General features: G+C 43.8%; 25 protein-coding genes. 8 read left to right on the top strand and 17 right to left on the bottom strand.

Annotated features, from left to right (window positions below; genetic code table 11):
- Positions 1-24: 24 nt before the first annotated feature.
- The 4 genes from ES765_RS03375 to ES765_RS03360 form a co-directional block, all read right to left on the bottom strand.
- The gene (locus ES765_RS03375) at positions 25-381 is read right to left on the bottom strand and encodes a hypothetical protein (RefSeq protein ID WP_138111187.1); all 357 of its coding nucleotides are present in this window, start codon (positions 379-381) and stop codon (positions 25-27) included.
- Positions 382-455: 74 nt separating this feature from the next.
- Complete coding sequence (locus ES765_RS03370) at positions 456-863, bottom strand: hypothetical protein (RefSeq protein ID WP_138111186.1); 408 nt, start codon at positions 861-863, stop codon at positions 456-458.
- A gap of 11 nt (positions 864-874) precedes the next feature.
- Entirely contained in the window at positions 875-1,813 is a 939-nt protein-coding gene (locus tag ES765_RS03365) for a DnaJ C-terminal domain-containing protein (protein ID WP_138111185.1), read from the bottom strand.
- A 12-nt stretch (positions 1,814-1,825) separates the two neighbouring features.
- Positions 1,826-2,596 carry a sigma-70 family RNA polymerase sigma factor gene (locus ES765_RS03360; RefSeq protein WP_138111184.1) on the bottom strand — a complete coding sequence of 257 codons (771 nt, stop codon included), beginning with the start codon at positions 2,594-2,596 and terminating at the stop codon, positions 1,826-1,828.
- Between the two features lie 435 nt (positions 2,597-3,031).
- Between ES765_RS03360 and ES765_RS03355 the strand changes: the two genes are divergently transcribed.
- From ES765_RS03355 to ES765_RS03340, 4 genes are all read left to right on the top strand, one after another.
- Entirely contained in the window at positions 3,032-3,700 is a 669-nt protein-coding gene (locus ES765_RS03355) for a BON domain-containing protein (protein ID WP_138111183.1), read from the top strand.
- Positions 3,701-3,827: 127 nt separating this feature from the next.
- Entirely contained in the window at positions 3,828-4,496 is a 669-nt protein-coding gene (locus ES765_RS03350; protein ID WP_138111182.1) for a BON domain-containing protein, read from the top strand.
- Between the two features lie 148 nt (positions 4,497-4,644).
- Positions 4,645-5,559, top strand: coding sequence for a non-homologous end-joining DNA ligase (gene ligD / locus ES765_RS03345; protein ID WP_138111181.1), 915 nt, complete (start codon positions 4,645-4,647; stop codon positions 5,557-5,559).
- Positions 5,560-5,579: 20 nt separating this feature from the next.
- A complete protein-coding gene (locus ES765_RS03340) occupies positions 5,580-6,890 on the top strand; it encodes an erythromycin esterase family protein (protein WP_138111180.1) in 1,311 nt (436 codons plus the stop codon).
- A gap of 18 nt (positions 6,891-6,908) precedes the next feature.
- Here the strand turns inward: ES765_RS03340 and ES765_RS03335 are convergent, their stop codons facing one another.
- From ES765_RS03335 to ES765_RS03325, 3 genes are all read right to left on the bottom strand, one after another.
- Complete coding sequence (locus ES765_RS03335) at positions 6,909-7,214, bottom strand: type II toxin-antitoxin system RelE/ParE family toxin (protein WP_138111179.1); 306 nt, start codon at positions 7,212-7,214, stop codon at positions 6,909-6,911.
- Positions 7,214-7,468, bottom strand: a complete 255-nt coding sequence (locus ES765_RS03330) for a hypothetical protein (protein ID WP_138111178.1) — start codon at positions 7,466-7,468, stop codon at positions 7,214-7,216. Before ES765_RS03330 ends, ES765_RS03335 begins: the two co-directional genes overlap by 1 nt.
- Positions 7,469-7,574: 106 nt before the next feature.
- Complete coding sequence (locus tag ES765_RS03325) at positions 7,575-8,069, bottom strand: hypothetical protein (protein ID WP_138111177.1); 495 nt, start codon at positions 8,067-8,069, stop codon at positions 7,575-7,577.
- 238 nt (positions 8,070-8,307) lie between these two features.
- Here ES765_RS03325 and ES765_RS03320 point away from each other — a divergent pair, with 238 nt between their 5' ends.
- The 4 genes from ES765_RS03320 to ES765_RS03305 all read left to right on the top strand — a co-directional run bounded on the left by ES765_RS03320 (position 8,308) and on the right by ES765_RS03305 (position 10,471).
- The gene (locus ES765_RS03320) at positions 8,308-8,640 is read left to right on the top strand and encodes a YtxH domain-containing protein (protein WP_138111176.1); all 333 of its coding nucleotides are present in this window, start codon (positions 8,308-8,310) and stop codon (positions 8,638-8,640) included.
- Between the two features lie 6 nt (positions 8,641-8,646).
- Positions 8,647-8,991 carry a hypothetical protein gene (locus tag ES765_RS03315; RefSeq protein ID WP_138111175.1) on the top strand — a complete coding sequence of 115 codons (345 nt, stop codon included), beginning with the start codon at positions 8,647-8,649 and terminating at the stop codon, positions 8,989-8,991.
- Position 8,992: 1 nt separating this feature from the next.
- Positions 8,993-9,250 carry a DUF6327 family protein gene (locus ES765_RS03310; protein WP_212744201.1) on the top strand — a complete coding sequence of 86 codons (258 nt, stop codon included), beginning with the start codon at positions 8,993-8,995 and terminating at the stop codon, positions 9,248-9,250.
- Positions 9,251-9,400: 150 nt separating this feature from the next.
- Positions 9,401-10,471 carry a response regulator gene (locus ES765_RS03305; protein ID WP_138111174.1) on the top strand — a complete coding sequence of 357 codons (1,071 nt, stop codon included), beginning with the start codon at positions 9,401-9,403 and terminating at the stop codon, positions 10,469-10,471.
- Positions 10,472-10,601: 130 nt separating this feature from the next.
- On the opposite strand, the gene ES765_RS03300 is transcribed toward ES765_RS03305, so the two are convergent.
- The 10 genes from ES765_RS03300 to ES765_RS03255 form a co-directional block, all read right to left on the bottom strand.
- Positions 10,602-14,264, bottom strand: coding sequence for a PAS domain S-box protein (locus tag ES765_RS03300; RefSeq protein ID WP_138111173.1), 3,663 nt, complete (start codon positions 14,262-14,264; stop codon positions 10,602-10,604).
- A gap of 349 nt (positions 14,265-14,613) precedes the next feature.
- Entirely contained in the window at positions 14,614-17,250 is a 2,637-nt protein-coding gene (locus tag ES765_RS03295) for a cation-translocating P-type ATPase (protein WP_138111172.1), read from the bottom strand.
- A 267-nt stretch (positions 17,251-17,517) separates the two neighbouring features.
- Complete coding sequence (locus tag ES765_RS03290) at positions 17,518-17,979, bottom strand: Hsp20/alpha crystallin family protein (protein ID WP_138111171.1); 462 nt, start codon at positions 17,977-17,979, stop codon at positions 17,518-17,520.
- A gap of 122 nt (positions 17,980-18,101) precedes the next feature.
- The gene (locus tag ES765_RS03285) at positions 18,102-18,575 is read right to left on the bottom strand and encodes a hypothetical protein (RefSeq protein WP_138111170.1); all 474 of its coding nucleotides are present in this window, start codon (positions 18,573-18,575) and stop codon (positions 18,102-18,104) included.
- Between the two features lie 241 nt (positions 18,576-18,816).
- A complete protein-coding gene (locus ES765_RS03280) occupies positions 18,817-19,116 on the bottom strand; it encodes an HPF/RaiA family ribosome-associated protein (protein ID WP_138111169.1) in 300 nt (99 codons plus the stop codon).
- 94 nt (positions 19,117-19,210) lie between these two features.
- Entirely contained in the window at positions 19,211-20,365 is a 1,155-nt protein-coding gene (locus tag ES765_RS03275; RefSeq protein WP_138111168.1) for a hypothetical protein, read from the bottom strand.
- Positions 20,366-20,538: 173 nt separating this feature from the next.
- Complete coding sequence (upp, locus tag ES765_RS03270; protein ID WP_138111167.1) at positions 20,539-21,192, bottom strand: uracil phosphoribosyltransferase; 654 nt, start codon at positions 21,190-21,192, stop codon at positions 20,539-20,541.
- A 36-nt stretch (positions 21,193-21,228) separates the two neighbouring features.
- Positions 21,229-21,435, bottom strand: a complete 207-nt coding sequence (locus ES765_RS03265) for a DUF2892 domain-containing protein (protein WP_138111166.1) — start codon at positions 21,433-21,435, stop codon at positions 21,229-21,231.
- A 17-nt stretch (positions 21,436-21,452) separates the two neighbouring features.
- Positions 21,453-21,758 (bottom strand): hypothetical protein, encoded by a 306-nt coding sequence (locus ES765_RS03260; protein ID WP_138111165.1) that lies wholly within the window; start codon positions 21,756-21,758, stop codon positions 21,453-21,455.
- 4 nt (positions 21,759-21,762) lie between these two features.
- Complete coding sequence (locus ES765_RS03255) at positions 21,763-25,005, bottom strand: efflux RND transporter permease subunit (RefSeq protein ID WP_138111164.1); 3,243 nt, start codon at positions 25,003-25,005, stop codon at positions 21,763-21,765.
- Positions 25,006-25,060: the final 55 nt, after the last annotated feature.

The raw sequence follows: 25,060 nt of genomic DNA, 5'->3' as shown, positions 1-25,060 counted from the left end.
AGGACTCTTGCAGTTTTGTCTAGCTCAAGAAGTAGTATCTAAATACTTTTTTAAAACATCTATCTGAAAATCGCCCACCGCCGAAAGTTTCGTTTCTGCATTCATCAAAACCAGGCAATAACCTAATCGTGATAGTTTGCAATCACTAATAATTTCGTTATTGATACTGCTAAAAACAGGCTTAAAATGCTCACGTATGCTCATTCTCGAAGATTTTGCTACGTTAATAGCCCTGACAACAGCATCGCTGATCTGTTTGGGCGTTAGACCCTCATTCAACAGGTCGCTCGCTAAGTAACGCATATGTAGGCTATTATAGAAATCAATAAAATTATCAATGCTGTCCGGTCTATATGCTTTGGCGTAAATTGCTATTTCCATAGGTGTTTTATTTTTTGTTTGGCCAGCCCCAGCATATTTCTTGATACTTACTTTCTAGGGACAGCTTTTACGGTTCAAAGTTTTTTGGCGTACCCAAAAACCATTTTTTTGAATTCACGAAAAGCGCTGGTAAAAGTTTCCATTCTTTTTTTAAGCTCTCTATGCTTATCCCTATAATCCCCATCGGCCAAACCTTTTTCGCCTTTCTCCAAGCGGGACAATAGTTTTTCATGTGCTACGATATCGTCTGCCAGATAATCAAAGAGTTCGGCATGTACTTCATCAAGGTTTTCCAGTATTTTACTATAGGCCGATTGGGCTGCATCCTTTGTTTTCTTTTTTTTGAGTAGGTCGGCAAAGAATCTAGTTTCGTCCTTATAAAAGGCGATGTCGCTCAACCATTCTCTACTTTCAAAATGCAGCACGTCAAGGCCGGCGCCCAATAATAGTTCCGTTTTCGGATTTGTTGTTGTCGTATTCATAATAGTATGTTTTAATTTGTAGTTGCGGGTTCTTTTTCCCTTAAATCCTGTAATTTTTTAAATAATTTTTCTTCTTCGGTGGTAAGCTGCCTTGGCAAATTGACATTGAGCTTGACCAACAGATCACCATGTGTACTTGGCCTGCTGTATTTTGGCATTCCCTTACCTCTAAGCCTTAGCGTTTTACCGGTTTCGCTTCCTTTGGGCACGGTTACATTTACCTTTCCGATAAGTGTGGGTACTTCAACCTTGCCGCCAAGAATAGCGGCATACAGATCCACTTGGGCAACGTACATCAAATCATCGCCTCTTCTTTGAAAGCGTGGGTCTGGCTGTACCCTTAGAATGATATACAAATCGCCCCTGTTGCTCCCTTGTACACCAAGCTGTCCCTTTCCTTTTATTTTTAATTGTTGCCTATCATAAGAGCCCTTTTTAATGGTTATCCGTAATTTTTCGTTGTGAATCTCAAAGGTGCGCTTGCTGCCCTCATACGCTTCCAAAAGGGTAATGGGCATTTCTGCTTGGGTGTCGCCTCCTGAAAACGAGGTCTGACCGCCCCTACCACCAAAAAAAGTTTCAAAAAAACTGGAAAAATCCTGTCCGCCTGCCCCACCGCCTTGTCCGAAAAAATCGGAGGCATTCCCCTGATAGTAGCGGGTATTTCTCCCTCTTTGATTTGCTTGGTCGGCATATTCACGCCAATCGTCGCCGGTGTTCTGATACGCCTCCCAATTAGACCCCAACGTATCATACTTCTCCCGCTTTTCTTTATTACTGAGAACCTCATTCGCCTCGTTTACTTCCTTGAATTTCTCTTCGGCAGCGTTATCGTTCGGGTTTTTATCGGGATGGTATTTGGCCGCAAGTTTTCGATAGGCTTTTTTAATATCCTTTTGAGAAGCATCTTTGGCAACCCCCAATGTTTTGTAATAATCTTTATAATTCATTGCTATAAAGTGCTATTTATCGATAGCATATCTATTGAAAAAACTGATCTCCAGACTTTTTCGGGCATGTTCTAAAAGTTGCTGTACTTCATCAAGGCTCTGGTCGCGTATTTGGGCGATTTCCTCCACGTTGAAATGGTATTCGGTAGCGAGTTCAAAGACCGTTCGCATGGGCATGGGCAGGTGGTGCAAGACCATATCGGCATGTTTTCTGATATTCTCTTGGCCCCATTTCTCGTCTAATTGGGCGATCATTTCATTGTTATCGTCTTGCACAAAGACATGGTTCAGTACGTAATCATTCTTTCTGTATGATATATCGTCCAGTTCTTCCATCATGACCAGATCGCCGTCGCCATCGGTACTGAATTTTTCTTCCATTGCATCCCAAGCGGGTTTTGAAAAATCATCGATGTTCTCAAAAAAAACTTCATCGAATTCCTCGTCCACGATTGTATCTTCCAATATGGTATCGGCCCTTTTGAACAGCCATGGGTACAGGTTCTTCTTGTTCTTGACTTCTTCAAAATGGTCATAGACCTCAATGAACAATTGATCCAAAAAATCATTGGTGCGGTATTTCCCCATTGGCAAGTTGCCCTTTGATAAAGCGGTGTTCAACCGTTTGGTAATGTATCGTTTTACCTGCGAAAGATCTTTCAACAATAGTTCGTTGAAGGCGGCTTTTTTACCTGCTTCTTTGAATTTTCGCAAATCGGAATAGGTACTCGCCACAAAAGTGTAAAACTCTTTTTGGCCCTTATAGTCGATAGTTTTTTCCATAGATATTTTTTTAGGATAAACAAAAATGCAATCTTGTTGCGATCGGTAAAATGACGTAGATCAGTTGCAAAATCTTTTTTGGCAGGAAAAAAAATTCATGTTAAAATGTTCCAAGACTGATGTGGGTCATTTTGGAGGATGGATCGTGGAATTACTTTTATGGGGAATTCTATTTATTGCCATTCCGTTCTTTTGGCTGTCGTTCCGATTCAGGAGCCCGCCTGTTGGACGGGCAGGGAATGTGTTGAACGGAGCAACTGCACGTGAGATTCGTCGTGCGCTTCGGCAGGCTCAAAACACCTAGTAATGACAATACGGAGGGAATCGGAATGATAGACAAACAAGGGAATGAAATCAAAACACAGAAAACGATAAAATCAATATTCAATTAAATAGATTTCCGCCTTCGCGGAAATGAAAATAAAAACTATTATTATGAAATCAGATGCACAGATCAAACAGGATATTTTAGACGAATTGGTGTTCCAACCCAACATCGACGAGACCCAGATCGGGGTCATTGTTGAAGACGGTGTGGTAACCCTAACGGGGTTTGTTGACGAATTCCCCAAAAAAGTGGCCGCTGAAAAAGCTGCCAAAAGTGTAGCGGGCGTAAAGGCTGTTGCCGAGGATATCGAAGTGAAATACGGCGACAATTATAAGAAGACAGATAAGGAAATCGCCAAGGCCGCTGTCAATGCGCTGGAATGGAATGCTTCGGTACCTAAAGAAAAGGTCATGGTAAAAGTCGATAACGGGTATATCTACCTTACGGGCGAATTGCCATGGGAATACCAAAAAAACGCGGCCAAGCGGACGATTCAGAATCTATTGGGCGTAAAGGGGGTCATCAACAATATCGAAATCACGCCTACGGCCAAGCCCGAGAATATCGGCAAGGAAATACAGAAAGCTTTGGAGCGTTCTGCCGACCTTGAAGCCAAGGGCATTCGGGTACAAGTTGATGGGCGAACCGTACAACTGAAAGGGCGTGTACATTCGCACCTAGAAAAAGAACTGGCCGAAAATGCGGCTTACAAGGCACCTGGGGTAAAGAAAGTTCGAAACGATATTGTGGTGCAATTGTATCCGGAGTTTGCGTAGGGGGTTTTTGTGTTCAATTTTTTGTCATTCCTCGTGCCTGGGAATGGCAATACGGTGGGAATCGAAATGACAGCAAAAACAGAAAAAGATAAAAAAAGGAAATACTAATTATTAAATACTAGAAAACATGAAATCAGATGCACAGATTAAACAGGACATTTTAGACGAACTGGTATTCCAGCCCAATATCGACGAGACTGAAATCGGGGTCATTGTAAAAGACGGTGTGGTTACTTTAACCGGATTTGTAGATGCCTTTTCGAAAAAGGTGGCAGCCGAAAAAGCTGCAAAAAGCGTTGCGGGCGTTAAGGCCGTTGCCGAGGATATTCAAATCAAGTACGGCGACGATTATAGAAAGACCGATCAGGAAATTGCCAAGGCTGCCGTCAATGCCCTCGAATGGAACGCTTCGGTGCCAAATAACAAGATACTGGTCAAAGTAGATGATGGCTATATTGTCCTAACTGGCGATGTGACTTGGAAATACCAGAAAAATGCCGCCAAGCGTACCATAGAAAACCTCTTGGGCGTAAAGGGCGTAGTCAATAATATCGAGATCATTCAAAAAGTAGAGCCCAAAGAAGTCAAGGAACAGATCGAGAAGGCTTTTGAGCGATCTGCCGATATCGATGCGCAGCACGTGTTGGTAAAAATAGAGGGTTCGGTGGTGACCCTGACCGGCACGGTAAGTTCCATCAAGGAAAAGGACGATGCCACAAAGGCCGCTTTTCACGCCCCAGGTGTTACCGAAGTGAAAAATGAGATCAAGGTGCAGTTTTATCCGGCGTATGCTTGATGTTGGACAAACACCCCCCATTTTTTCTTTTTTTGTCATTCCGACGAAGGAGGAATCCCACGTGCAGATTCTCCGTTCAAGAGATTCCTCTTGCCTCGGAATGACAATCAAAAAAAAGGGATGGAAATGACAATAAAACAGAATCACAATGAAAACACTCGAAATAACACATGCCGATAAGGTCATGTTCCCGAAATCGAAGATCACCAAAGGCGATCTGGCACAATATTATGAGCGGATCGCCGATACCTTGCTGCCTTTTATGAAAGATCGTCCGTTGACCTTGCACCGTTTTCCCGAAGGCATACACCACAAAGGGTTTTACCAAAAGAACGCATCGGACTATTTTCCCGATTGGATCAAGACAGTAGAAATAAAAAAGGAAGGCGGTTGGGTCAACCACGTCGTATGTGAGAATGTCGAGACCTTGCTCTATCTGGTCAATCAAGGGGTCGTTACTTTTCACGTCACATTGAGCAAAACGGACAAGATCGACTACCCCGACAAGTTGATATTCGACCTAGATCCGCCGGACAGTAATTTTCATGCGGCAGTAACGAGCGCAAAACTATTACGCGGGTTGTTGGAAGAAGAATTGGGCCTTACCACCTACCCCATGGCAACGGGCTCCACGGGACTTCATGTGGTCGTACCCATTTGCCGTGCCGAAAACTTTGACGAAGTGCGTGATTTTGCTAAAACGGTGGCCCGATATCTTGCGAACAAACACCCTAAGGAATTTACCGTTCAACTGCGAAAACATCAGCGCAGCGGCAAGTTGTTCATAGACTACCTTCGCAATTCGTATGCACAGACCGCCGTTTGTCCGTTTTCCGTTCGGGCAATGGAAGGTGCGCCCGTAGCCCTACCGCTTAGCTGGAACGAGGTAGGAACGCAAATATTGGATGCGCAGCCCTTCGATATCCATACCGTCTTTAAACGCTTAAAATTAAAAACAGATCCTTGGAAAGACTTTTACAGGCATAGCCAGATTATTGGCGATGCCAAAAAGAAACTGGAAAGGTTAATGGGCGAAACAACATCCGAAGCACCTATTTCCTGATTCCTTAAATTATAAAACCGATGGACATAAAAGAACAAAGAATAGCTGCCCTGAAAAAAGTAGGCAAAAAATTGGAGAACACCCTTGATTTGGATCCGTTGATCGAAAAATTGTCCGGTTCTAGCTTGGTACTTTTGGGCGAGGCATCGCACGGCACCCATGAATACTACACATGGCGTACCGCCATTACCAAGCGATTAATCGAAGAACATGGATTCAATCTTATCGCCGTAGAGGGCGATTGGCCCGATTTTTATCGGGTAAACCGCTATGTAAAACATTACGGAAACAGCCATCAAAATTCGGTGGACGTTTTAAAGAAATTCAATCGATGGCCGACGTGGATGTGGGCCAATTGGGAAATCGAGACTTTGACCGATTGGCTCTATACCCATAACGAACACCGGCCCGCCAATGAAAGGGTCGGTATCTACGGACTCGATGTCTATAGTCTTTGGGAATCGATGGAAGCGATCATCGATTATCTTAAGATCCATGACCTAATTCTGGTACCTTCGGCCAAAAGGGCCATGGGCTGTTTTGAGCCATTCGGCGACGAAATGGGCATGGCCTATGCCCGATCCCTGCAACGCTTTATCCCGAAGACCTGTGAAAATGAAGTGGTGTCGTTATTGCAAGAGATCAAACAACGCTCTCAAAGTTTCAATACCGACATCGAGGCCACATTGAACATGGAACAGAACGCCCACATCGCCAAAAATGCCGAAAGTTACTACCGCTCCATGGTGCATGCGAACCAAAGCTCTTGGAATATTCGCGACCACCACATGATGGATACACTTCAACGGTTGCTACATTTTCATGGTGGAAAATCAAAAGCCATTGTTTGGGAGCACAATACCCATGTTGGCGATGCCCGTGCGACCGATATGGCGTTGGACAACACCATAAACGTAGGCCAATTGGTACGGGAAGAACTGTCGCACCTCAACCCAAAGATCGTCGGTTTTGGATCCTACCAAGGTACTGTGGTGGCAGGTTCGGAGTGGGGCGCACCCATGCGTAACATGCACGTACCGCCCGCCATTGAAGGTTCTTGGGAATACCTATTGCACCGGACCGGAAAAGGCAATCAATTGTTGTTCATGGAAGACTTAAAAGGAAACCCCTTATTTAAAGATCCTATCGGCCACCGCGCCATCGGGGTGGTCTATCATCCCAAGTACGAGAAAATAGGCAATTATGTACCTTCCGTAATGCCCGAACGGTACGATGCCTTTATCCATATCGATACTTCCGAGGGGGTTCATGCGATGGATGTGTATGTGGATAAATCGCAGTTGCCCGAAACGTATCCTTGGGCGTTTTAGGGTTATTGGCTAAATGGATTATTCGTTTCCCTCTTGTAATTTTTCGGGATCTTGATAGGTATCAAAAACCCTAAGGATATATAGCCTTTCCTTTTGCACTTTGTAAATCAACTTATAATGTCTAACGGTTATTCTGCGGTAATTCGGATTAATATCGTCCTTTTGATATTGTTCGGCATAGGTAACGCCCTTGCTGGCCGCTAAAATATCCCGCTTAACATTGGTCGCACCCTGAGGTGTATTTTTTACGTATTTCAGGTAATCATGTATCTGCCTTAACTGTGCTTTTGCCCCATCGGTCCAAATAGGCTTAAGTTTTCCCATTACCAATTCTCCGATTCTTTTTCTAGGTCTTCTTGAGCGGTGTACTTGCCGTTTTCAATCTCTGCTTCCGCATTGAGCAATTCTTGGTTATATTCTTTCAAAGTAAGGGGTTCGCCATCTATATTGTAGGCCACGGCATCTGTTTTCTTATCTTCCTGATACGTTTCCACAAGGGCCTTTATCAACTTCAGCAGGCGTTCGTCCGCATTGTCGATATAATCGAGTACGCTCTTTTTTAAATCTACGGTCTCCATGTTCCTTTTCCTTAAGTTCCCATAAAGGTACGATTTCCGTTTTACTGTTCGGTATTTTTAAAAATGGAAGGTTTTTAACAAGCCTAATCCCCCGAAAGAAATCCTTTCAACCCGTCTTGTCCCAAATGGCCTCAAAATCATTTTGGGCGAAACGGTTGCCCCTGACCAAAAGCAGATATTTTCCTTTGCCGAGTCGTTTGACCGCATCCGTCGCTTCGGGTGCCGATATCCCCAAACCCCGTAATATTCCATACGGGCCTTCGGAGAGCTCTCCGATTTTTTTACCGTCTATATCATGTAGAAATTGTTCGGATAAAGAGCCTGCGACGAAAATAGTCCCGATCTCGCGGTTGTAGAAAAATCCGAATTCGGTATTTGGCCCCAACAAGGCTTTCAAATACGATTCTAGTTTGTTGTTCTTTTCTTCGTAGCGGCCGATATCGGCATAGTTGGCACCGTCCAGTTTTACGAGCAGGGTCAACTGGGTTTCGGTATCATTGGTTTTGGTACTATTTTTAATCGCCCGTTCAACTTCGGTCAATTGGGCGAAGACTTTGGGCACAACATACTTTGTTGCCGTTGCCCGAATGGACTTTTTCATCATACATCATTTGAGAATACACTATTTCTTAGGCTGGTGTGTTCTCGGCAATTCAATTGCAAGTTACTTCACAACTACTATGCCCAAAATGATCTAGGTCATTTAAAGAATTCGTTTATCTAAAAATTTTAAACGAGTTCAAAATAAGTTGCGATACTGACTAAGGTCATTCCCCGTTTCCCATTGCCAAGGTATTTTTATCCCAATAAACCTAATATTCATTTAAAAACCAGAAATTATGTCAAACGATAGTAGTGGGAACATTTTATTGGCGCTGTTAACAGGTGCCGCCATTGGTGCGGGCTTCGGCATTTTGTATGCTCCCGACAAGGGTAGCGAAACCCGACACAAGATTAGGGACAAGGCCGTGGATACCAAACACGATCTGACCGACCGCATGCACCATGCCAAGGAAGAACTGACCAAATCGGCCGCGGAACAAAAAGACAAGTTCGACCAAAAATTAGACGAGGCCATCTCGACCATGAGCTATAAGGCCGATGACATTATCGCGACCTTGGAGCGCAAACTCGAAGACCTCAAAAAGAAAAACGCCCAATTACAGAAATAGTCGCCCATGGCCTTCGAAGAATTGAAGCAGGACCTCACGGAAGCCGAGGTCGATGTGAGGTCTTATCTCGAAAACAGCGCGGAATACCTGAAACTCAAGGTTTTTAAGGTATTGATGGGGTTGGTTACTACCATGGCCCAAGGTTTTTTGATAGCGGCCATTGTGATACTTGCCCTGTTCATCCCTTCATTGGGGGTGTCATTGGCCTTAAACGAATTACTCGGCAGTCTCTATCTCGGTTTTATAATCACAGGAGCATTCTATATACTGATCACCATTATTTGCTTTGTTTTTCGGGATAGCCTGAACAAGTCCTTACTACGTAAATTCTCCAAACTATATTTTGATTGATATGGAAAACAGGTACAGTTCTTTTAAGGAAGTCGACGAACGGCTTAAGGTATTGAAACTAAGGCGCGAAATCGATACCGAGAGTTTTAAACTACATCTAAACCGCACCAAGGCCAACTTCTACCCCACCCAATTGCTTGGCGGTACAAAAGGCATTTTACAAAAAATGCTGTTGACCTTCGCCGTCAAAAAACTTTCCAATGTTTCAGGGGTTTTAAGAAACTTTCGTAGGAGTGAACCGGAGCAGCTTTTGGAGTGATTTTTTTAGGAGTAGTTGAACAATTACCGATCAAATTTTTTCGATACATCATCGAACTCAGAAACTACAACGGAATGATGTAATCAAGAAAAATAACAATGTCCGCCCCAAAACCAATTATTTTGTACAGGCACTAAAACCTATTGGAAAATGAAAAAAATACTCTTAATAGAAGACAACAAAGATGTTCGGGAGAACACGGCCGATATTCTGGAATTTTCCAATTATACGGTGGCGACCGCCGAAAATGGAAAAATAGGTATCGAAAAAGGAAAACAGTTCCATCCCGATGTTATTCTTTGCGATATTATGATGCCCGTGATGGACGGTTACGAAGTACTTGACGCATTGAGCAAGGATGCTACAACGGCCGGTATTCCCTTTATTTTTTTGACGGCCAGAACCGATAGGAGCGATTTTAGAAAAGGTATGAACCTCGGTGCCGATGATTACCTGACCAAGCCTTTTGAGGAACTTGAGCTTCTGGATGCCATCGAAAGCCGCTTGAAAAAGAACGATTTTCTACGGAAGGAGTTTTCAAGGAACATAAAGGGTATCAACGATTTTTTTCAGGATGCCGGCCACTACCTGAACCTCGAAACCATTTCAAGGGATTATCGCCCTAAAACGTATAAAAAAAAGGATTTTATCTTTATGGAAGGCGATGGCGCGCACACCTTGTACCTTATCGAGAGCGGAACGGCAAAAACGTACAAATCGACCGAATCGGGCAAGGAGTTTATTACCGGAATCCTTAAAGCGGGCGATTTTATGGGGCAATTGTCCCTGATGAACCAAAAAGGCACTTATTTGGAGTCTGCCATGGTTATGGAGGATTCCGAGGTGTACCACATTCCCAAATCAGATTTCATTCATCTGCTTAACGACAACAAAGAGGTAGCACAAAAGTTTATGGACATCATTGGCAACAATCTGGCGGAAGTGCAGGAACAACTGGTCAACATGGCCTATTCAAGCGTTCGGCAGCGTGTGGCCAAGACCTTATTGAACCTGTACGCCAAAGGCATTATAAAGGATTTGCCCAACGAGGGTATCGATATTCCGAGGGAAGACTTTGCGGGCATTGTCGGCACCGCTACCGAGACCGCGATCCGCAGCCTTTCCGAATTCAAGGAAGAAGGCCTGATAACCATGGGTCGTGGCCGAAGGATCGTTTTGCTGGATAAGGAAGAATTGCGGCATATAGCAGATGTAAGGTAATTTTTTTAGGTTATGGACGCGCGTTGTGAAGGTTTCCTCCTGCGTCGGAAGGATAAAAAAGACTCGTACCTCGTATCTCGAACTTTTTTCCTTTATTTTTTCATAACCAAAATAATTCCCCCTTCAGGGGTTAGGGGGCTTTAAACTCCACCCAAAACGTCGTGCCTTCTCCCAATGCGCTTTCAAAACCTACCTTTCCGCCCATGAGTTCTGTGTATTGTTTTACAATATTCAGACCTAGGCCCGTACCCTCAATATTGGTGCTGTTTTCCGCCCTGAAAAACCGCTGGAACATATTGTCATGTTCTTCTTTGGGAATACCGATACCCTCATCCGAAACTTCGATTTTAACGGTTTTCTTTCCACTTTTCAGCATAACCGAAATGGTATCGCCCTCGTCGGAATATTTGATGGCATTGCTCAAAAGGTTGCTCAAGATGTGCTGCATCAGTTTGGAATCTAGATACACTTGGATGGACTCCCGGTTCACGTAAACCATTATCTTCTGGTCACGTTTTCTGTTGGGCTCCATTTCAAGGGCCAGATCGTTAGCGAATTCGACCAAATCGAAGAATTCGGGCTTGGCCTGTACCTTGCCCTCTTCCAACTTGCCCAAGGACAAGAAGTCATTCAATATCGTTACCAAATTACGCACATTCTTCTGTATCTGTTCCACATACTTTTCACGTTTTTCCTCCTTTCCGGGCATATTCTGCTTGCCTATCAATATGGCCGAAGTGCTTATGGCACTTAAAGGGGTGCGGAACTCGTGCGAGGCCATGGAAATAAATCGAGATTTCAGTTCGTTAAGCTCCTGCTCGCGTACCAAGGCGTTGCGGATATCTTCTTCGGCCTGTTTTTGTTTGCTGATGTCGTTATAAACGAAAAGTGCCCATTGCGCTTCATTGTTTCCGGATAACAAGGAAGACGTATTCACGGTATAGGCCTTGTTCCTGAACTTTATTTCAAAAGAGAGCTGTTCGCCCTCAAAGGTTTTTTTAACATCCTTCTTTATTCTTTCTATCCGTTTTTTTGAAAAGATGTCGATGTCATCGATGCACAATCCTTCAAATTGGGCTTTATCAAAGCCCATACGCTGTATTTCTCCCCCATCGATATAGGCGACTTCAAAATCGGCATTGAACACGATGATGACCCCTTTAGGAAAGTTTTTTGAAATGGCGGCAAACATCGCTTGGCTCTCTAAAGCCCTGCTTTCGGCCGCTAGGGTCTCTTGTACCTGATCTTTGAGTTTTACGTTGGTCGCTACCAGTTTTTGTACGGCGGCCTTGAGCTCGTCGGTGCGCTCCGTAACGGTCTGTTCAAGTTCTTTTGCATAATCTTGTAACAGCCAACGGCTTTTATCCAATTGTTGATGTATTTGGTGCTGTTCCAATGCCACGCTGGTCAACTGGTTTAGGTCGGCAATCATCTCTTGATCCGCTTTTGTCGGTTTTTTGGGCTGTTCACAATAAACGGCAAAAGTACCCAATACCGTTTTATTCGGAGAAAATATGGGAAACGACCAGCAGGAGCGCAACCCATGGTCTAAGGCTACCGCCCGATAATCGGCCCAAAGGGGATCGGTTGCAATATCGGCTGTAATCACTTCTTTTTTCAGGTATGCCGCCGTACCGCAAGCACCAACTTTTGGCCCGATCCTTAAGCCCTCGATGGCATCGCAAAACCCTTTCGGAAGATTTGGTGCTGCCAATTTGTGTAGCGTTTTCTCCTTCGGATCCAACCTTAAGATAGATCCCGCACAACCCTTTAAATGACCTTCCAATGCTTTTAATATGGCAATGCCAATTTCCTCCAAAGCCCCTCGCTTGGCGATCATCTCTAAAATTTTTCGTATTTCGTCTTTGAGCTGTTCTTCCTTGATCCGTTCGCTTACATCGTTCTGAACGCCTATGAAATGCGTCAGTTTGCCCTGATCGTTCTTTACGGGGGTTATGGTCAATTCGTTATAGAAAAGGGTGCCGTCTTTTTTATAATTACGCAATATCGTTTCCGAAGGCTTTTCGGCAACAATCGCCTGACGGATGACATCCACCTGCTCTTGTTCTCTATCATCGGACTGTAAAAAGCGGCAGTTCTTGCCCAAAATCTCATGTTCTGCGTAACCGGTCATCGCACAAAAAGCATCGTTGCAGTAGATAATCGGAAGGTCTTCGGTCTGGGTATCTACAATAATGATACTATTGCTAGCGGCCTCCAAGGCACTATTTCTAGTGTTCAGGACGTTCTGTAGGATTCTTGCCTCGGTAATATCTACCCCTGAGCTTAAGATTGCCGTTGGTTTTCCCGCAGTATCCCTTATAATCGCATTGCGCCATTGGATCAACCTTTTCTGTTTTTCATTGGTCACAATATCGTTCTCAAAATGTTCTTCGAACGGTATTTTTCCTTGGAGTACTTTGTCGAATAGTACGATCATTTCTTTTTGTTCCCTTTTCGGGATGAACCTATCAAACCAACTGTTGCCCAAGACTTCATCTTCTGTAAAACCAAGTATTTCACAACCCTTTTGGTTGATCAACCTTATTTTGTGATCAGTACCTATGACCACGAAAATCGATGCGGCCGTATCGAGGTATTGTTTCAGGGTATCTTTCTCTTTTTTAAGGGCAAGTGCCGCTTGTTTGTTTTCAGTAATATCGCGGACAATAGTCAAGACCCCATGGTTGTTAAGGTTTATGATGCGCGCCTCAAACATCCGTTGGCCGACCGCATCGCCCATGGCATATTCGATAATCTGTAGCTCTTTGCCTTCAATAGCCTTTTCCATCGCCGCTTTTACTTTTTTGTACACCGCTGATGGCAAAAGGTCTTTCATATTCTTCCCGATAATTTCTTTTTTGGGCACGAGCAGTTTTTCAGGTTCTGGGGCATAAAAATCGAGATAGTTTCCCTTATAATCCTGTATGAACATCATATCGGGCATTGCTTCTAGCAAGGCCTTGTTCTTGGCCTCGTTGGCACGCACTTCTAGTTCGGCCTCTTTTTGGGGTGTGATGTCGGCCATAAAACCTTCCAGGGCAATCAAATTTCCTTTCTCGTCAAAAATGCCCTGACCTAGCTCGCGCATATATTTTACCCTGCCCTTCTTATCCTTTATCCGAAAGGCAAGGCTAAAGGGTTCTTTTTTCTCCAAAGCCTTTTGCGTAATTTCCCAAACCTCTTTTTGGTCTTCCTTAAAAGTGATATGTGAAAATTGCACCTTGCCCTCCAAAAATTCTTTTGGAGTATAGCCCGTGATCCGTTCGCATCCCTGGCTTATATATTCCATAGTCCAGTCGCGATCGTTCTGGCAGCGATAGACGATGCCCCTAAGGTTACCGATCAAGGTGCTGTACTTTCGGTTGGTCTCGGTCAGTACGGTGTTCGATTTTTCCAAAAGAGAGGTGTCTTTTTTTCGATTGGTGGCATCCCGTAAAAAAGCAACGGTCACGAATTGGCCGTCAAAGTTGTTAGGGGTAAGACTGATGTCAATGGGGAACTCAGTTCCATCTTTTTTAAGACCCCACAGGTCTATTTGTTTGCTTACCGTCCGCTTTTTGGGTTTTTCGGTATATTTTAGTTCATGATCGCGATGCGATTTCCTGAATTTTTCGGGAATAAGCTCGGCGATGCCCTTGCCGTTCAGTTCGCCCTTGCCATACCCAAAAATAAGTTCGCTGGCCGCATTTGCCATTTTAATGTTTCCTTTTTCTCCGACGACCAATATGCCTTCAACAGCGGTCTCAAATATCGATTCGAAAAAGGGGGCATAGTTTACTTGGTCGCTCATAATTCGGGGATGCTAAGATTCCGGTTCGTTTCATTTGACATGCATGTCAAATGTAGTTTATCGGCATTCGTTTTGCAAGTTATGAAAGTGCGGCAATGGTAATTTGGAGGCTATTTTGAAATATGCCATTAAGCGGATTAAGGGTAGTAGGAGTATTTCTCAACTATTCAGGTTATGTGAGATAACACAGATCTTGATGGTTTCGGAAAGTAATACCAAGGTTTTTTCGTTCCGAGGCACGAGGAATCTGTTTTTCGGAACAGCAGGGCGCAACTGGCCGTGGGATTCCTCCTGCGTCGGAATGACAAAAAACGGGGGTTGGTCTTATCAAAAGATTCAATTTAAAAAACTACGCAACACGCTTCAGCAACTGCGCTAGCACCAAAGAACCCAGCCCAAACCCAACAACGGTAACAACTAGTTCAAAGGACAAGGCCTGTAAAGAAAGTGCATCCGCCACGGGCGGTATCAGATAGGCGGCAATGGTAATCAACAATGAAAGTACAATTGCGCCCCATACCCAAACGTTTTGGGTCACTTCGTTCTTAACAAACGATTCTTGCCGTTTGGGCATGTTGAAAACGTTGAACAACTGTGCCATGACCAAGGTATAAAATGCCATGTTGTTGATTGTATTTGCTGACAATTCCAATACAAAATTTCCATAGGCTACGACCCCGAGTACGGCGGCACTAATGCAAAGTCCATAAACTGCGGTCGCCGACCAATCTTGACGGCTCATGATAGGTTCGTTTGGGTTTTTGGGCGGTTGCTCCATAATATCGGCCTCCCCCTTTCCGAGCCCGAGTGCCAAAGCTGGGAAGACATCGGTTACTAAATTGAGAAACAATATTTGCAACGGCAACAATGGTGCGGGTAAATTGAATAATGCCGCCAAGCCCACGGATAGAATCTCGGCAAGGTTGCAAGACAAAAGGTATACCACAAACTGACGGATGTTCTGAAACACCACCCTACCCTGCCGGATGCCCAGTTCAATGGCCGTAAATTTATCGTTCTTTAGAATCACATCCGCTACTTCACGCGCGGCTTCGGTGCCACGAATACCCATCGCGATGCCAATATCGGCTTTTTTCAGGGCGGGCACATCGTTAATGCCATCGCCGATCATCCCTACGATATGACCGTTCTTTTGGTACATGGATACCAAATTCAATTTTTGCTCGGGAGTTACCCTTGCAAAAACTGAGGCCTTGCCCAATTCAATGGATAGATTACCATTATCGTCCGAGCTGTTTTGAAGATTTCTCCCTAATTGGACTTTTTCATTTGAGGAATCAGGTTCCAACAAACCTACTTCTTCCGCTATTTTTCGGGAAGTGCCCGGATGGTCTCCCGTTACCATCACAACTCGTATGCCCGCTTTTTTATAGATATCCATGACCGGTTTTACATCCGCTCGCGCGGGATCGATAAAACCGATAATACCTAAAAAAGTAAGGTTTTTTAACAGGTAATTTTTCTTTGGAATTTCCTGTACTTCCTTGAAGGCAAAAGCCAAAGTGCGCAGTCCTTGGGATGCCAATCCGTCCAATTTTTTGTTCCATGCTTCTTTTTGGTCGAAGGGTTTTCTTCCTGATGCATCCCAATAAGAATCGCAATGGGGCATCACACTTTCAAATGCTCCTTTTACAAATACTTCGAAACTAGCTTTGTTCCGGTTGACGGTCGCCATCAATTTGCGCTCGGCATCAAAGGGAAGTTCGAACTTTTCGCGATGTTCATTTTTGATGGAGGCCGTGTCGTAGCCCAAACGGTTAGCGAAATGTATCAAGGCCAGTTCAATGGAATCGCCCTGCCCGTCTTCATCGTCAGCAGCAACATTATTACAGAGAATGGAAGCCATTATCATTTTCTCAAAAGCCGCATATTTGCTTTCAGAATTCAAGACATCTGATTTGGTGGGAAACACTCCGCTCAAAGATTCAGTACCGAGAACCACGGTATGCACCTTCATTTGGTCCTCGGTCAGCGTGCCAGTTTTGTCCGTACAGATAATATCGGTCGCGCCCAAGGTCTGAACGGCCTCCAATTTTTTGATGATAACATCTTTTTTCGATAAGCGCAGCATCCCCTGAGCCAAAGCAATGGTGGCTACGATGGGGAGTCCTTCGGGTATGGCCGCCACGGCAAGTGCCACGCCCGTTTCAATCATGAGTAACAGGTCTTTTCCGCGAATATATCCCGTAACCACAATCAAGACGGCAAAAAACAGGGTCAACCAGATCAGCCATTTGCTCAATTGGTTCAGTTTCTTTTCCAAAGGCGTGCGTTCCTTATGCGCATCCACGCCCATTTGTTGGATCTTGCCCAGTTCGGTATTTTTCCCGGTGGCAATTACCACAGCCTTGCCCGATCCCGTAACGGCCATTGTTCCCCTAAAGACCATATTGGTCCGTTCTGTAATCGAGGTCTTTTCTTTTAACACCTCGGTTTTTTTGGTTACCGGAATACTTTCTCCCGTTAAGGCGGATTCTTTTACGGATAGCACATCAACTGTCATCAATCGGGCATCAGCAGGGATTACATCCCCGGTTTGTATGAGTACTATGTCGCCCGGAACAACTTCTGCAGCTTTGATCTTGATTCTTTTTCCCGAGCGGATGACATAAATCATCGCTTGGCCCATTTTCCGCAATGCCTCCAAGGAACGGATGGCTTGCAACTCCATAAAAAATCCGATGCCTACTGAAATCAGGATTACAACGATAATGGCGAAACCCTCCAACAAATCACTAAAGAAAAATGCGAGTACGGCCGCTACGGCCAAAATATAGATGATGGGATCGAACAACTGATCGGCCAATATTCGCCAGCGGCTTTTAGTGCCTTGTTCGGGAATTTGGTTCAGTCCGTATTTTTCAAGACGCTTTCTGGCTTCTTCTTTTTCAAGACCGTGTTCGCTATCGCTGCCGAATTGGGCGAGGATTTTTTCTACAGGAAGGGCGCACGGATCTTGGGGCATCTTTTTTGGGGTTTTGTTTGTTATCTGTCATTCCTTTAGTATGGTTGTCATTCCGAGGCACGAACCCGCTTGCCGGACGGACAGGGAATCTCTATATCGGAGCGTCAGAACGGCGGTGCGTGGGATTCCTCCTTCGTCGGAATAACAAAAAAGAGCTTGCCTCGGAATAACAAACCCACCACAAAAACCGACAATGCCCCCGAACCAAACCTATTTACATGGACGCATTTAGGTGGTGGCAAGAGGGCATTTTGATTCTTAACAGTATTAAGCGATCTGTACCTTTTTGGGCGGCAATTTCTTGGCCTCTTCTTTTTTGGCCAATTTAAAGCTCAAGATACCACCGTCATACTTGGCCTTGATGTCTTCATCCTTTATGCTATCGGGCAATTGCAGCGAACGCTCGAAAGCGTTGTAGCTGAACTCACGACGGGTATAGTTGTCGTCCTTCTCCTCTTCGGAGGTTTCTTTTTCGGCCTTGATATTGAGGCAACCATCTTCAATGGTCACTTCAAAGTCTTTTTTACCGAAACCGGGCGCGGCAAGTTCGATCTCGAAATTATCATCGTTTTCCTTGATGTTCAGGGCAGGTTCGGCCGACTTGCCGTTCCAAAAATTCTCGGGAAGCATGTTACTTGCCCATCGGTTATCGAAAAAATTGTCCATGTCGAAAAAATCTTGGGTTGCGAGATTTCCAAAAGGTCTTCTTCTAAATTTTACTAGTGACATAATGTTATAATTTTGGGTTAAACAATCATTTAAATCTGACCCTAAAGTACAATCAGCATCTAGTTTTGAAAATGACCTACATCAGTACAGTATACTTTTTTGAGATTATTTTTGAAACAACTTTAATAGATATGCTCCGGCAAAGGAATAATCCGTTCGAATTCGGAACAGGAGGAATTAAATAGTAGGCCTCGATCCAGAATACGGCCAAATTGCTCCGCCGTTGGGGTAATGTAGATCTGTGTTCCTTCTTCATCACCTTCTGTTAGCATTTTTACAGGAGTGATGGCATCTAATTGTGAGAGGTTTTCGGGGATTTCGGCCCGTGAAAGGGAAAGCGTTCCGATCCCTTTGTGGGAAGCCACCAAAACTGCCCAACCATCTTCGTCCAATTTGGTATTCAAGATGAGATGTCCTTTATAGGGTTTCAGAACCTGTCCTTCCCGTATCGCAAAAATGGTATCGCGCATAACGACCTTTGACACGATAGTATCGCCTTTTTCATTAGTGGGGAAGTCGGTTTCCCATTCTTTTACGAACAACCTACCGTTGCGAAGTTCAAGATCATTACTGGAATCTATTTCGGCACGGGTCATTTTTATCAGGAATTCCTTTCGCTTGATAAAAGTTCGGTCATCAATAAATAAGGAGGCACTATCGACCTTGCACCAATAGATGCCTTGATAGTCACGGGGAATCGCCGATAGCGGTTTTGTATCGCTGGGCTGCGGCTCGCCGAAAACTACGGGAGGTTGGCATGCGTTTACGATACCTAAAAATACTACTATAAGGATAACGCTACGGATATTCATTTTATCTCGGGTTTCATATTAGGTTTCAATGGGTGCTCATCTGGGCCTTCCTCTTTTTAAGTTGGACTTCCAAATCGCGAATGGTCTCGGCGACAGAGGCTTCAAAGCTTTCTTCATCAGAGGATGCGAATATTCTAGGGCCAGGCAAACTCAAGCGTATATCGCATATTTTACCCTTTCCGTCAGTATCTTTTTCCTCTTTGAAAAAAACGTCGGCTCCAATAATCCAGTCGTATTTTTGGCCCAGATCATCCAGCTTTTGATCGACTAATTCTTCTGCCCATTTTCTCTGGGCGGTCTGTACAAATTGAATATTCACTTTCATCGATTGTTATTTTTTGTTTTCTTTAAATAAAATGCCATTTGAGCAATGAAAACCGGTAAGGACTTTTGTTATACCTATCATCTCAAATAGTCGCTTAATACCGATATAGTGCGTTCACTTTTGAATGCGGGTTCGGCATTTCATCTTTTTCCGATAAATAGACCTTGCCCCCGTTCAAAAAGGTTTTGATAGCCGCTTTGTTCAATAGCGATACACTTGAGGACAATGGCTCTTCATCTACCCTCACATGTCTTTTTTCGGGATCGTAGATGCCCCAGATATCGGTGCTATTCTGCACGAAAAGCGTGTCTATTTTTCCGTCCAAGGCAGCGGGCACTACTTGCTCTATTTCAGAGGAAGTTCTGCCCGTACCATCATATTGCTTAAAGTTTTCTATTTTTTCCTTGCGCTCCCCATCAAAAATTGGAGCGACTTTTTCCCAGGCCATTTCGTGCAAGAGCAAGGTATCGGTCTCCGACAGATTGCAGGTTATAGGGCCGTCCAACAAATGTTGGTAACTGTTTCCCTCTTTATATATCGAAAACAAATAGTCTTGCGATGCGACGACCATCGGAACGTTTTCATCTTTCAAAAGGGTCATCAGTCCTTTGTCGATCGCCCTGAAATATCGAGCTATTTCGTTCTTGCGATCCCGGTCTCCTTCCGCATGGCCGTGGTACATGGCCCGGCCCTGGGCATCTGCCCCGCTTTTATACTGAAGGCTTTTCGGCTCGTAATCATAGCCTACACGTTCTTCCATACGTGACGGAATCAAATCATCGAGGACGACCTCGGCGATACTGTGCCTGGTCTGCTCGTAGAGTCTTACTTTCTCTAGTTCCAAGGCCAAAACGTAAAAACTTCCATCGCCCGCAAACATGGGAAGCAAAGGTTTTAGGTAAAACCCATTTGCCACATAATCGAAGGCCTCGAAATGAACGGGAAGCGTATATTTTTTAAAAAAACTATCGGAACGGAAAATCGCAAGTCCATCAGATTGGTGCCGCCAGAATTCGCTGTCATCCAAAAGTTCTTGAATGGGTGTGATGAGGGTGTCGATCTCCCTAGGGCCCATTCCCTCTTTTTCCAGCTTGTTGCTGACTTCTTTCAATTGGTTCTTTAGTTTAAGGGCGTCCTTTCCCTTCAATACCTCTTCCCCTGCACGATGGGTGGGTATGAAAATAGAAATGCAGCTTTCGCTATGGATACCGTCCAACTCCTCGATTTCCTTTTTTGTGATCAATGCCATTTTCTAACTAAGTTTTAGGTAGACCTCTTTATTGTAGTTTCTACAAACGGAAAGATAGAAAAGGAGTGTTTTATATGAAATGACCTAGATCAGTACAGACCTATTTCAAAGAAAATAACAACAAAAAGAGGAAGGCTATAAAAAAGATATTTAGTTATGTTTTTTTTTAACAATCATAGTTTTACACCAAAAGCCAAATCCCCTGCATCCCCGATTCCTGGAAGAATATAACCTCTGTTATTTAGCTTTTCATCAATGGCCGCAATCCACGAATGGGTGCTTTCGGGGAAAACTTTTTTGATATGTTCGATGCCTGTCTGAGAGCCGATTACGGAAAGGATATGAATCTGTTCTGGATTCCCATGATCCTTTAGCGCATTGAGCACATTTTCCAAGGTCTTTCCTGTGGCCAACATCGGATCTGTAAGCACTAAGGTTTTACCGACCAAAGAGGGCGCGGCAAAATATTTTACGATGACCTTAAAGGCATCTTCATCGCCCCGATGATGGCGATAGGCAGAAATAAAAGCATTTTCCGCTCCGTCAAAATAGTTCAACATGCCTTGGTGCAGGGGTAGGCCTGCCCGCAGTACGGAACAGAGTACCAACTTATCTAGGGGTAGTGACATTTCCTTGCTCCCAAAGGGTGTCCTTACGGTTTTATCGACATAATTTAAGTTCTTACTTAGCTCATAGCTCAGAATTTCTCCAATTCTTTCGATATTTCTGCGAAAACGCATAGCATCTTTTTGGATTTCAACATCCCTAATTTCTGAAATGAACTGATTTAATAGCGAATTTCCCTCGCCAAAGTGATGTACGGTCATAATTGAAGCGCATTATCTAAAATTACAATTATTAAGCTAGGTGGTACAACTGCCTCCATCCTTTTTGATACCCAGCCGAAATATGAATTTTTCCATTAAACACCATCGTGTAAAAGCCGATTGCAATAGGTTGGCACCCACAAAGAGGGTAAACCACAACCAGTTGATGTTTACATACATCGCCAATAATACACTTATAATGATAAAAGTACCTGCGATGGCTCTTATATATCTATTAATCATAGTAATACATTTTTGGTTTATATAAATTTTTCAATGGGAACCACAACTGCCTTAATGGGATTATTGGTCTCCAAATGTTGATTGAATTCCTCGATTAACCCGAACAAGGTTTCTATCTTTTCTTCTTCGGTAAAGGAGAAAAATAAACTGGATTCGGCCCCTCCCTTTTCACTCGGAAACCAGCTCTTCGTCATTAACAGGGAAGCCGAACTTTTATATCCGTCAATTTCCGAACCACTGAAGCTCTCAATCTCTGCCTGCTTAAATAGGAGCAGGATCTTGTCATGGAATTCTTCTACGACCGTTACAATTAGTAGTTTCATTTTTTTATTTATTTTTTTGTATTTCAACTTCTTCAACAACAACCGTTTCGGGTTCTTCGAGATAGTTTTTGCGCTCAATCATGTAGTAAACCAAAGGCACGACCAAAAGCGTCAATACCGTGGATACAATTGTACCACCCATTAAGGAGATGGCCAAACCTTGAAAAATTGGGTCGAACAAAATGACAAAGGCACCAATAACTACCGTGCCCGCAGTCAATAAAATGGGAGTGGTTCGTACAGCTCCTGCTTCGATTACCGCTTGTTTTATGGGTATTCCGTCTGCCAGACGTAAATTGACGAAATCAATAAGTAAAACAGAGTTCCGTACCATGATTCCGGCCAAAGCAATCATTCCTATAAAAGACGTGGCCGTAAAAAATGCGCCCAACAACCAGTGCCCTAAAATAATTCCTATCAGAGATAACGGGATGGCAACCATCATGACAATAGGTGTCTTAAAGTTTTGGAACCAGCCTACGATCAAGATGTAAATAATGATGATAACCCCTAAAAAAGCCAATCCTAAATCCCGAAAAACTTCTAGGGTAATCTGCCATTCCCCATCCCATTTAACGGTATAGTCATCTTCGAATTCGGGTTGGTCCAGATAAAGTTCGTCAATGGAATATCCTTCTGGTAGGTTCATGGCCGCTAGCTTGTCCGTCATGCCCAAAATGGCATATACCGGACTTTCGAGTTCCCCGGCCATATCGGCGAGTACATAGACGACCCGTTTCTGGTTCTTTCTATAAATGTTTTTTGCTCGCGTAGCTTCCTCGATTTGAACCAAATCGCCTACGGTAATCATGTTACCCTGCGATGATTTTACCTTCAGTTGGGCAATATCATTGATGGTTGATTTCTCCTTTTCATCCATGGCCAGAATCAATCCGATTTGGTTGGAGGCATTTTCATCGTACAGCGTAGTTACCGCCCTTTCCGATAACGCCATGTTCATGGTATGGGCAATTTGTTGTGGTGCCACCCCATAAAGCATTGCTTTTTCTTTATCGATGATAAATTCATATTCGGTCTGCTCGGCCTCTACCATCCAATCCACATCCACTACATCTTGGGTGTTCTTTAAAATACCCTGTACTTGATCGGCAATATCGATTTGCTGGTCATAATCAGGGCCATAGATTTCCCCAACTATGGTCGAGAGCACAGGTGGTCCGGGTGGAACTTCTACTATTTTGATATTCGCATTGTACTTTTCCCCGATCTTCTGTATTTCTGGACGAAAAAGGCTGGCAATGTCATGACTTTGAGCACTTCGTTCTCTTTTGTCAATCAAGTTCACTTGAATATCCGCCATATTGCTGCCGCCCCGTAAATCATAATGCCGTACCAAACCGTTAAAGGTTATGGGTGCCGAAGTGCCTACATAACTTTGATAATTCACTACTTCTAGGCGTGTAGCCAAGTATTGCGCTATTTCTTGGGCAACGACTCCTGTGCGTTCCAAAGTGGTGCCTTCGGGCATATCGATGACGACCTGAAATTCGTTCTTATTATCAAAAGGTAACATCTTAACGGCGACCGATTTCGTAAAGAACAATCCCATCGAACCTAATAGCAACAAGAAGGTAATCCCCAAAAACAACCAACGTTTCTTTTTGTTCTCAATTAGTGGTTTTTCAAACTTTTCGTAAATGCGATAAATGAAAGTATCCTCTAAAGGTTTTTCTACTTTCTCTTTACCCTTTGTTTCTTTTTCTCTTAGGAAAATATATCCCAAATAGGGGGTAATAGTTAAGGCGACGAAGAGCGATAATATCATCGCAATGGAAGCACCTATGGGCATGGGGGACATATATGGCCCCATAAGCCCAGAAACGAAAGCCATTGGCAATACCGATGCGATTACCGTGAAGGTGGCCAAAATGGTAGGGTTACCGACTTCATTTATTGCGTATAAAGCAGCTTGCTTGAACGGCAACCTTTTCATCTTAAAATGCCGGTGCATGTTTTCTGCAATGATGATAGAATCATCCACTACGATTCCCGTTACGAATACCAAGGCAAAAAGCGTAATTCGGTTCAAGGTATAGTCTAACATATAGTAGCTCAACAAGGTCAACGCAAATGTTATGGGTACGGAAAGGAATACCACCAAACCGCCTCGCCAACCCATCGCCAACATGACCACAAAGGTTACGGCTATAATGGCACCGATCAAATGCATCAACAGCTCCGAAACTTTATGGGATGCGGTCTCGCCATAGTTACGGGTTACTTCCACATGTACATCATCTGGAATCAAGTCCTTTTTCAGATGGTCTACTTTTTCAAGGATGATATCCGAAATCTTCATGGCATCGGCACCTTTGCGCTTTGCAATGGAAATCGTTACCGCAGGATATTCCGATTTATAACTGGATGCCTTTTCGCTGGCCTGACCAAAACCCAAAGAAACATAGTTCTTGGGTAGTTCGGGGCCATCCTGAATATTGGCAATCTGTTTTAGATAAATAGGTCTGTTCTGTTGCGTTCCCACGACCAAATTTTCTACATCTTCTTTATTCTCCAGAAATCGGCCTGTAGTGACCAAAAACTCCGTATCGTTTTTGTCAAAACTACCGCTGGCCAATTGATGATTGTTGGCTTTTATCATTTCGGAAACCGATAGAAAATCCAATCCGCTCTCGGCCATTTTATCCTTATCCAAAACAACCCTAAGCTGTCGGTTGCGTCCTCCTATTTTTTGGGTAGCGGACACATCGTTTACTTTTTCAATTTCGTCGGTAAGTTCTTGGGCGATCTGCTTTAATTGATAGTCATCATAATTTTCGCTCCATAGGGTCAGTCCCAACATGGGCACGTCATCAATCGCCCTTGTTTTGACCAAGGGAAATGTTACCCCTTGGGGCATAATATCCATGTGCTTGTTGATTTCATTGTAAAGCTTTACAAAAGAACGTTCTATATCCTCGCCCACATAAAACTGAACGATGACCATACCCTGTTCTTTCATCGCTGTGGAATAGACATACTCCACCCCTTTGATGTTCGAAATCAATTTTTCCAAAGGTTTGATGACTCGTGATTCTACCTCAGTGGGACTTGCCCCTGGGTATCCCACAAATATATCGGCCATCGGCACATCAATCTGTGGTTCTTCTTCCCTTGGAATGAGAAACGAACTGTACACCCCTATGACCATAAAAACGATCATCAGGAGCACCGTAAGTTTTGACCCGATAAAGACCTTGGCAATTTTGCCTGCTAATCCTTCTTTCATCTGTTTATTTTTATTGTTTTGTTAAGTCAGATGTAATTCGCAATTAATCATCTCG

Source organism: Maribacter sp. ACAM166 (assembly GCF_005771495.1).
Taxonomy (GTDB): Bacteria; Bacteroidota; Bacteroidia; order Flavobacteriales; family Flavobacteriaceae; genus Maribacter.
The sequence above is the reverse complement of the archived record's forward strand: the minus strand, read 5'-3'. Positions and strand labels throughout refer to the sequence as shown.